Source organism: Okeania sp. SIO3B5 (assembly GCF_010692555.1).
Taxonomy (GTDB): domain Bacteria; phylum Cyanobacteriota; class Cyanobacteriia; order Cyanobacteriales; family Microcoleaceae; genus Okeania.
Window position 1 is genome coordinate 1 of record NZ_JAAHHG010000356.1, and the last position, 10,414, is coordinate 10,414.

General features: G+C 38.3%; 4 protein-coding genes. 3 read left to right on the forward strand and 1 reads right to left on the reverse strand.

Features of this window, described 5'->3' with window-relative positions; all coding sequences use genetic code 11:
• Window positions 1–399: 399 nt before the first annotated feature.
• Complete coding sequence (gene rlmN / locus F6K54_RS31645; RefSeq protein ID WP_293086816.1) at window positions 400–1,458, reverse strand: 23S rRNA (adenine(2503)-C(2))-methyltransferase RlmN; 1,059 nt, start codon at window positions 1,456–1,458, stop codon at window positions 400–402.
• Window positions 1,459–2,052: 594 nt separating this feature from the next.
• On the opposite strand from rlmN, the gene F6K54_RS31650 reads away from it, so the two are divergent.
• The 3 genes from F6K54_RS31650 to F6K54_RS31660 all read left to right on the forward strand — a co-directional run bounded on the left by F6K54_RS31650 (window position 2,053) and on the right by F6K54_RS31660 (window position 9,552).
• The gene (locus tag F6K54_RS31650) at window positions 2,053–3,630 is read left to right on the forward strand and encodes an ABC transporter substrate-binding protein (protein ID WP_293086819.1); all 1,578 of its coding nucleotides are present in this window, start codon (window positions 2,053–2,055) and stop codon (window positions 3,628–3,630) included.
• A gap of 1,055 nt (window positions 3,631–4,685) precedes the next feature.
• Window positions 4,686–7,334, forward strand: coding sequence for an ATP-binding protein (locus F6K54_RS31655; protein WP_293086821.1), 2,649 nt, complete (start codon window positions 4,686–4,688; stop codon window positions 7,332–7,334).
• A gap of 847 nt (window positions 7,335–8,181) precedes the next feature.
• Window positions 8,182–9,552, forward strand: a complete 1,371-nt coding sequence (locus F6K54_RS31660) for a response regulator (RefSeq protein ID WP_293086824.1) — start codon at window positions 8,182–8,184, stop codon at window positions 9,550–9,552.
• Window positions 9,553–10,414: the final 862 nt, after the last annotated feature.

The window sequence follows — 10,414 nt, forward strand, 5'->3', positions numbered from 1 at the left end:
GTGCTTTAGAGAAGTCAGGGCAAGACACGGATTTGGCCACGGATGCACGGATGAATGCACAGCTCAAACTGTGCAGAGCGCTTTTAACTTTAAAATTCTTACTTTTAAAGGCATGACTTTTGAATTAAATCTAATGCACCATTTTAGATGAAACAGTCCACTACTGGACTTGGGCTCCCTGCCCTATCCGTACATCCGTGCCATAATCCGCGTGAGCCACCCCCTTCCCTATCCGTACATCCGTGCCATAATCCGCGTGAGCCACTCCCTGCCCTATCCGTACATCCGTGCCATAATCCCTGTGAGCCATATTTCAGTTATCAGTTATCAGTCCCTCTGTCTACATTTTTTGGTCAGATTTTTCGCTTTTGTTGGGTTGCGAGATACGCTTAACCCAACCTACCGAACGGGCCAGAGGCCCATTCCACGTGACGCCCGTAACTGCCCACAAGCGGCATCAGTTTCTAAACCACGAGAATAACGAACGCTAACTGCAATATGTTTTTCTTCGAGAGCATTAACAAAAGCGTTGATATCTTCTCCTGTTGGTCTTTGATAGTCAACCTCACTAATAGGATTATAGGGAATTAAATTAACATGGCACTGAAACCCCCGCAGATTTTTAGCTAATTCTTTAGCATGGTCTGGTAAATCATTAAAACCTGTTAACATCACATACTCAAAACTAATTCTTCGCTTTGTGAGGTTGACATATTCACGACAATCTGCTATTAAATCCCCTAATGGATAAGATTTAGCACTGGGAATCAGATGTTCCCGCAGCCTTTGATTAGAAGCATGAAGACTAACAGCAAGAGTCACTTGCAATTTATGTTCGGCTAATTGACGAATGCGATCGCGAATGCCTACAGTTGAGATAGTTATACAACGTTGTCCAATACCCACATCTTGATTCAGAGACTTCACTGCAGCCAAGACATTTTTAGTATTCAGCAACGGTTCCCCCATTCCCATAAACACAATATGGCTAACTCGTCGCTCAAAATCTTCTTGCACAGTCAACACCTGGTCGATAATTTCATGTGCTTCTAGGTTCCGGGTAAAACCTCCCTTACCAGTAGCACAGAAATCACAAGCCATTGGGCAACCGACCTGAGAAGACACACATACAGTTAGACGTTTATGGCTAGGAATACCTACAGTTTCAATAATATTACCATCTGATAGTTGCAGCAGATATTTAACTGTTTTGTCTGGAGCAACAGAGCGGTAATGTATGGCAGATCTACCTATGGGAAAATGCTTAATCTCCTCGCGCCATTGTTTGGAAAATACAGTGATGTCTGCCAGAGACTTAGCCCCTTTTTGATATATCCATTGATATAGTTGTTTGCCTCGATAAGCAGGTTGTCCTTGCTGTTGTACCCACTCTGTTAACTCAGATAAGGATAAACCTAATAAAGGAGTTTGGGTAGGAGTAATTAAAGATTGAGTCATTTCAGTTTAGTAATTAATTTATTGGTTTTGCATAAATGCGGCATAATTTTAATAGTTTTGTGGAAGTGGAATGGGCATCTTGCCCGTTCCCACTCCTGATATTTTCAGGTAGGCAGGATACTCACCCCACTTATACAGCGCTTTCCGTTGTTATCAAAATAATATGGGTCTAAAACCCCGCCTTTTAAGGCGTAATATTTTTGGAGCGGGGCTTAAATCCCCGTTACAAAAATAACTTCTGACTTCCCCTCCTGGGAGGGGTTAGGGGTGGGTTGACTTCTGACTTCTGACTTCGTTAAGAGGTACACCTGCGCGGGCAAGATGCCTAAACGCAGGCAAGATGCCCACGCTACATGATTTTCACGATTTATCCTGTACATCATTTGCCCAAAATCTGCTGTATTTATTCCGCCCCTCAGCAATGCCAATTTATTTGTATAAATAAGCAGTTAAATGCCTTACTTAAATCTAGCTTTGATAAAGCGAATCTAAACTATAAATATACAGTATGATAAAATATTTATCAAATAAAAACAAGTTAAAAAGTAGTCCTATCAGGGCAAGGCTTCAAACCCAATTTTTCGGTGAATAATAATGAATCAGAATAATCTTTTCTGGGTTTCTTTAATCTTTAGTAAGTTGCCCATTTTGAAAATTTCCTCCATGCTTTTAGCAATATTTTTTTTTAATATATTAGCTGTTAGCTGCAAAACAACATCATCAACAGAAGAAAAAGTATCCTCCACACCATCGGAAACTTCTCTATCCCTAACCGATAAATTTGCTGGAGTCAATATCAATGTAATTTCCCTCAGTAAACCTGTTGCTGCCACTGTTGAAAAACGTGCTGATGAATTTGAAGCGCTGACAGGAGCAAAGATTACAGTCAAGAGTGCTGGCTATTCCGAACTATATAAAACAATTTTACAGGATCTGACAACGGGTACTAATCAATACGATGTGATGATTATGACCTCAAATTGGATGCCAGACTATATTGAATCTGGTTATCTCAAAGACTTAACGGAATATGTCAAGGAAGATTCAAGTTTGGCATGGAACGATATTGCACCATTTTTTCAGGAATACGGTCCTGTTTATGCCAATAAAATCTACGCAATTCCCATTGATGGCAACTATCATCTCATGTATTATCGAGCCGATCTATTAGCTGAAGCAGGATTTGAGCCACCCAGAACTTGGGATGATTATCTCAAAATTGCCAAGTATTTTCATGGTAAAGACTTAAATGATGACGGGGTTCCAGACTATGGCTCTTGCTTGGCAAAAAAATCGGGAAACGTTACCTACTGGGCAATGTGGTCGATTGCAGGTTCTTTTTTGCAGTCTCAAGGAACTAAACAGGGAATTTTCTTTGACCCCAATACCATGAAACCCATGACGAATAATGTTGCCTTTGCTAAAGCTCTCGATATTTACAAAGCAACCAATGAGTATGGTGCTCCCGATGAAATGGAGTGGGGGTTAAACGATGGTCGTCAAGCCTTTGTTTCAGGCCGCTGTGCCCTATCAATGGATCATGGAGATATTGGGACATTAGCACTCTTACCAGGCTCAAAGGTTAAAGATAAATTTGGTACTACCATTATGCCGGGGTCTACCGAAGTCCTCAATTGGGATACCGGAGAATTAGTACAGTGTGATAAATTCACCTGTCCGTTTGCAATTAATGGGGTGAACCATGCCCCTTTTACAGCAGCTATTGGTTGGGTGGGAACGATTAATACTGCAGCAGAACCTGAAGTTCAGGCAGCAGCAGCAGCCTTTATTTCCTATATTAGCCAGCCTGATCATTCCAATATAGATGTAACAAATGGGCGATCGGGTATGAACCCCTATCGTCTTTCGCAGTTTTCAGATTCTCAGAACTGGATAGCAGCAGGCATGACTCCCGCAGTCGCCAGTACCTACTTGGGAGCAATTGGCGCTAGTCTCAATAGTCCCAATGTGGTACTTGATTTGACTATTCCCAGAAACTACAATTATCAGAGAGAACTACTAGATGCAGCAGTTACGGACTTTCTCGCGGGGAAGATTAGCCGGGATGAAGCTATGGCGAAGATTACTCAGGAATGGGAGAATCTCACCAATGAAATGGGACGAGATGCCCAAAAAGCATTCTACCGGAAGAGTTTAGGATTGGAACGTTAGCGCTACGTTCAAGTCAAAAGTCAAAAGTCAAAAGTTAAAAGTTAAAAGTCAAAAGTCAAAAGTCAAAAGTCAAAAGTAAGAATTTTCAAGTTAAAAGTTAAAAGGTAAAAGTCAAAAGGTAAAAGTTATCTCTAATATCATGTCCGGTAGTATCGTTTATGTATAAAATGAAGGTGAAAATGGGAGAAAACCTTCTGCTTCCTGCCTCCTGCCTTCTGCCTTCTGCCTTCCTTCCACCAAAGTCTAATTATTCAACCGGACATGATATGATATCAAATCCGCTTAATTGGACATAAAAAAAATTATCTAATTATCATAACTACGCTCATCTTGTCTTATCTTTCTTCTCCTGAATTCTGTTTGCGAAGCATTCCGTAGGAAATTCTGAATTCTGAATTGCAGAATTGCTGAATTCTAAAGACTTAACCATTAGAGTTGTCGCTAAATAGAGGGAAAAAATCGCTCCAACCTAGACAGAGCAATAATTCCAAGGCTTTTTGGCTGCCAATAGCTACAATCCTTATAGAACAAAGTTTTTGGGGATTTTTGAAGTTATAAAGCGACAAGTCTATTCTATGGCTGTTTAACCGGACATGATATGACTATATTATCCCACATTCCACACTTCAATTTGTAACATGAAAAGTTGATAATTCTATAATTACTTAGGAATTACGCAGATACGCTATATATAGTACTCATAACTATTGTCCAATAGTTACTGGACTCTATACACAGTGTCTTTGCGTAAGTCCTGATTACTTAAATATTTAATCTCCCCCACTCCCCCAGGGCTGTTTTAAAATATTGTAATTAAGGATGCGCGGGAGAATGGGAGTAATAGGAATAGTGGAACAGTGAAATTTGCCAAAATTTGCCGATTTTTCAACCAATAAGCGTCTTTAAGCTCTGAAAGAATATTTGGTTCAACGCCATTTAAAAACCTCTATCCCCGTGTCTCCGTGTCTCCGCGTCCCCGTGTCTATCGAGAATAAACAGCCCTGCCCCCACTCCCCCACTCCCCCACTCCCTCTTTTCTGGAGATGTCTATTTTTATGAACTATTGGAATCTTAGTAGCAAACTGGTTATTGCCTATTCAGGATTGATTGCTCTCACAGCGGGGGCACTTTCAATCACAATCTATTGGCAACTACGAATATCCCAGCAAGTCGCACTGCAAGACCGCCTCTTGGGGATAACTAGCTTGGCCTCTCGTCAAATTGACAGCGATTATCATGGCTTAATCAACGACCCCGAAGATGTTGATACAGCTTACTACACTGTTAATCAGGGGCGACTCAAGGAAATTCAAGCCTCAGACCCAGATATAGTCCGCCTTTATACCCTGCGCTTTCGAGATGGACATTACAGAGTTGTTTTAAATTATGTGGCAGATTCTCAATACCTTGAGCAACCGCTGGCAAAGTTTGGAGATGTGCCACAGAATTTACCACCACGGTTGCAGCAGAAAACAAAAATCCAGACTTCAATTACCGAAACCTCTATCCGTCCCAATGGTGTAGGTCAATTTGTTTTGTATGGTTATGCCCCCATTAAAAGTCAATTGGGGCGTTCCGACGGTATTCTTGTAATTGAGATGGATGCTACTACTGTGACTCAGAGTGCAGTGGGAGCATTAGCTGTTGCAGGGGGTATTTTCCTAGTTGTTTTGCTAGTTTCCTTACCGTTAGTTTGGTGGCTCGCCCAATCAGTAGTGGTACGACCAACATTACATCTTAATCGTGTTGCTCACCGTTTGGCAGACGGACACTGGGATGAACCGCTACCCACAAATCGCCGGGATGAATTGGGGCAGTTAGCGGACTCGTTTAGCCACATGGCTTTACAGCTACAAGCGTCGTTTAAAGAATTGCAAGACTACTCTCAAAACCTAGAGCAAAAAGTAGAGGAACGGACTCAAGAATTATCAGAGTCGCAACAGTTGCTTAACTTGGTGATCAATAATATTCCCCAATCTATATTTTGGAAAAATCGAGAAAATGTTTATCTGGGATGTAACCAGAGCTTTGCCTCAGTCGCTAGTATGACACGTCAGGAAATTGTGGGCAAAACTGACTATGAAATGCCTTGGAGTCGGGAAGAGGCAGATTTTTATATAGAGTGCGATCGCCAAGTAATGGATTCAGGAAAACCGGAATTGGGAATTGTCGAACCGATAACACAAGGGGATGGCAAACAAGGTTGGTTGGAAACGAGTAAAGTCCCGCTCTATGATGTTCAGGGTGGGGTAATGGGAATTATTGGTATTTTTCAAGATATTACCCGTTACAAAGAAGCTGAAGAAGCTGCCCAGCAAGCCAACCATGCCAAAAGTGCTTTTATTGCGAACATGAGTCACGAGTTACGTTCTCCTTTAAATGCAATTCTCGGTTTTGCTCAAATCATGACTCGTTCCCAAACCCTTCCCAAGGAGCATCTGGAAAATATCAGTATTATTAGTCGCAGTGGCGAACACCTTCTGACTTTAATTAACAATGTTCTCGATCTTTCTAAAATTGAAGCCGGACGCATTACTCTCAATCAGAAAAACTTTGACCTCCATCGCCTGCTCAACGATATTGAAGATATGCTTTACCTCAAAGCACAAGAAAAAGGCTTACAACTTTTAGTCGAACATACTAATGATGTTCCTCAATATATTTGCACTGATGAACTGAAACTACGTCAGGTGTTAATTAATATTATTAATAATGGGATTAAATTTACTTCAGACGGAGGAATTTCTCTGAGAGTAGCACAAAAGTCTCCCCTATCTAATCCCACCCAAATTATCTTTGAAGTCGAAGATACTGGAGCTGGAATTGCACCAGAAGAGTTAGACAAACTTTTTGAAGCTTTTACCCAAACTGAAACGGGAAAACAAGCTCAAGAAGGAACGGGATTAGGATTACCAATTTCTCGTAAATTTGTCCAACTGATGGGGGGAGATATTCATGTTAGCTCCCAAGTTAATCAAGGAACAATATTTACCTTTGAAATCAAAGCTACCATTGTCAGCGAAGGTGATGTTGTTGATACCCAAATTCCCCAACGTCGTATTATTGCCCTGGAACCAAATCAACCCAGATATCGGATTTTAATAGTAGATGATAAACCTCTGAATCGTCAATTATTAATTAAACTTCTTTCTCCTTTGGGATTTGAACTCAAAGAAGCTATTAATGGCCAACAAGCAGTAGAAATATGGGATGATTGGCAACCTCACTTGATTTGGATGGATATGCGGATGCCAGTAATGGATGGAAATGAAGCCACAAAACAGATCAAAGCTACAACTAAAGGACAAGCAACAATAATAATTGCTCTGACAGCAAGTGTATTGGAAGAGGAAAAAGTGGTAGTTTTATCGGCAGGATGCGATGATTTTATGAGAAAGCCATTTCGCGAGGCAGATATCTTTAAAAAGATGGAAGAATATTTAGGGGTGCGTTATGTGTATGAGGAAAGGGAAATTAAACTGAAAGAAAAGGAAGAAACTGTTGAATCTATTGAACAAAAAGTCAGGGTATTATCTGAAGAATTAAAACAACAACTAAGAGATGCTTTGCTAACAGGAAATTTAGCAGGAATTGCTAATACAATTGACCAAATTAATCAATCAGATAATTCTCTAGCTGAAGCAATACAAAAATATTGTGATGGCTTTGAATATGAGAAAATTTTGAATTGGCTGAGTGATTAAACCCACATCTGTGCCACAAAATGTAGTATAAAAGAAGGAGTCAGGAGACAGGAGAAATGGGAATGAGCAAGGAGGTAGGATTCATCAATTGATAATGGATAATGAATATTATAGCAGTTTTCACTAACATAGAATACAGAGATTTTGTTTTAAAGGCAGAAGGCAGCTATGCTGAGGGCAGAAGCTTTGTAGTCTACCTTTGTGAAAACCGCTATAATAGCTCTTATACCATTTTCAAAAAATATTGGGCATTGCTGAATTAAGGTATGAAAGTAGGTTTATAGGTATGGAGGGAACAGGGAACACCGGATCTGAGAACAGTTAATATTAACAAGTAGTTCAAACCATCCAAAATACAAAATCAAAAATATAAAATTATCAAATCATACCCAGAATCAGCAACGCCAAATATTGCTAAATTTGGTTATTTGAGGTGTTATATAATGTTCGGATAATCAGTTATAAAAAACCTTCTGCCTTTTAACCTTGCTCTTTCCCTTCAGCATAGCTGCCCTCTGCCTCCTGCCTTCGATCCACAGATATTATAAGTATTCAACCGAACATGATATTAGGTGGTAGGTATAAAAGAGAATAAGTGCAAATGTTTCAATTCTGTTGGGCATCCGTATTTTACTGTAACAATCTTTATTGAATTTGGTATTATAAAGTCAATGTTAAACTTATTATTAAGTCATAACAATATTTAATAGTAACATCATGTCCAGATAATTAGTGATAAAAAAAACTTCTACCCTTTGAATCTTTCTTTTCCTTCTGCCTTCTGCCCTCAGCATAGCTGCCTTCCTTCCTCCTAAGTGTAACTATTCAACCGGACATGATATAACCTATGAATTCCTCGCGAACCAATTCAGAGCATGGCAATATTTTAGTTGTAGATGATACCCCTGCCAATTTACAACTTTTAATAGGTTTATTATCAAAAAAGGGTTACACTGTTCGTCCAATTCCTAGTGGAAAGCTTGCTTTACAAGGAATTCATATTGATTATCCCGATCTGATTTTACTTGATATTCAAATGCCAGAACTGGATGGTTATGAAGTATGTAAGCATTTAAAAGCAGATCCTCGTACTCAAGATATTCCTATTATTTTTATTAGTGCCCTTGATGATGTTTTTGATAAAATCAAAGCATTTGAAGTAGGCGGAATTGATTATATTACTAAACCTTTTCATGCCGAAGAAGTTTTTTCCCGCGTAAAAACCCATATTACTTTATATCGACTCCAGAAACAATTGCAAGAAAAAACTGTAAATCAAGAGCTAGAAATCCAGGATAAAAATCTAATTTTAGAGCAAATGATTGAGGATTTGGAAAGTACTAATCAAGAATTAAAAGAACGTTTAGAACAACTAAAAAAAGCACAATTGCAATTAGTTCAAAGTGAAAAAATGGCAACTTTAGGTCAAGTTGTTGCTGGAGTCGCTCACGAAATTAACAATCCCGTTGGATTTATTGAAGGAAATATTTGTCATGCTTTAGAATACGTTGAAGCTTTAATTCATTTGGTGAGTCTCTATCAAAAGAAATTATCTACTCCCGATCCAGAAATTCAAGAATATATTGAAGATATAGATCTGGATTTTTTAATTGAAGATTTTCCTCAAGCGATCGCTTCAATGAAAACGGGTGTCGAGCGCATTCGCAATATTAGTACTGCATTACGCACTTTTTCCCGTGGGGATAACGATCGACAAGTTAGTTTTAATATTCACGATGGCATTGATAGCGCTTTGTTAATTTTAAAACATCGACTCAAGGATAATGGAGAACATCCAGCGATCAAGGTAATTAAAGAATATGGAAAATTACCAGAAATTAACTGTTTTCCCGGTAAATTAAACCAGGTGTTTATGAATATAATTGCTAATGCCATTGATGCTTTAGAAGAAAGTAATATTGGTAAAACTTTTGAGGAAATTGAAGCTACACCAAATCAGATTACTATTACTACGGAAGTTGACAGTGAAAACCAACAGATAATCATCCGCATTAAAGATAATGGCATAGGTATGAAAGACGAAGTTAAACAAAAGATATTCGACCATTTATTTACAACCAAAGGAGTAGGTAAAGGTACAGGTTTAGGTTTATCAATTTCGCGCCAAATAGTAGAAGAAAAACATGGAGGAAAACTGAGTTTTAATTCAGCACCGGGGACAGGTACAGAGTTTGTAATTGCTTTACCCAGACAATAATATCAAGTGGAGATAGTTTTTAATAATTGATAATTAATAATTAATAATTGATAATTGATAATTGATAATTGATAATTGATAATTGATAATTGATAATTGATAATTACTACCAATTTGAAAAAAGAATGTGTAAGTATTTCCTGCGGAATGCTGCGCAAACAGCTATTAGCTATCAGCTTTCAACAATAAAACTCTGCTCTTAAAACTATACTTTATAAAAACCTTTCTTAAGATAAAACTTGACCAAACAGAGAAGTTAGAAGTTATGTATTTGCTATTAAATCAATTTTTGCCTTCCTCCTTCTTCCTTAGCTGATAGCTGATAGCTAACTGCTGAATGCTTACAAGAATGTTATACCAGTTTGATAAATCTTTGCTACAAATATTTAGGTTACTGCGATTGAGTCAGGAGACAGGAGTCAGGAGTCGTATGGGAATAGGTTTGATACCATTTTTTATATAGTAATTTATCTTTTTCATCCAATAGATATTTCCTACAAATTATTTTAATAATGCTTATTATTTGTAACATTCTTTTTTCAAATTAGTATTACGAATAATAAGGGCGATCAAAAAAAATTATATGAGATGTCCTTTTGATGAAAAAGAGAACTTCCGACTAAAAAATGGTATTGAAGCCATTCATTCTGAATCCTGACTCCTGAATTCTAAGAAATATCCTATCTATTTGTAGCAAATATTTATAAATTTGGTATAATACCAAATCTGGTTATCATATCAAATCCGGTTAAACAGCCATAGAATGGTTAAGTCTTTAGAATTCAGCAATTCTGCAATTTCCTACGGAATGCTTCGCAAACAGAATTCAGGAGAAGAAAGATAAGACAAGATGAGCGTAGTT

Excerpts from the sequence above, each read along its gene's own strand:
- F6K54_RS31655 (WP_293086821.1), top strand. The coding sequence starts at position 4,686 with ATGAACTATTGGAATCTTAGTAGCAAACTGGTTATTGCCTATTCAGGA.
- F6K54_RS31650 (WP_293086819.1), top strand. The coding sequence starts at position 2,053 with ATGAATCAGAATAATCTTTTCTGGGTTTCTTTAATCTTTAGTAAGTTG.
- rlmN (WP_293086816.1), bottom strand. The coding sequence starts at position 1,458 with ATGACTCAATCTTTAATTACTCCTACCCAAACTCCTTTATTAGGTTTA.
- F6K54_RS31660 (WP_293086824.1), top strand. The coding sequence starts at position 8,182 with ATGAATTCCTCGCGAACCAATTCAGAGCATGGCAATATTTTAGTTGTA.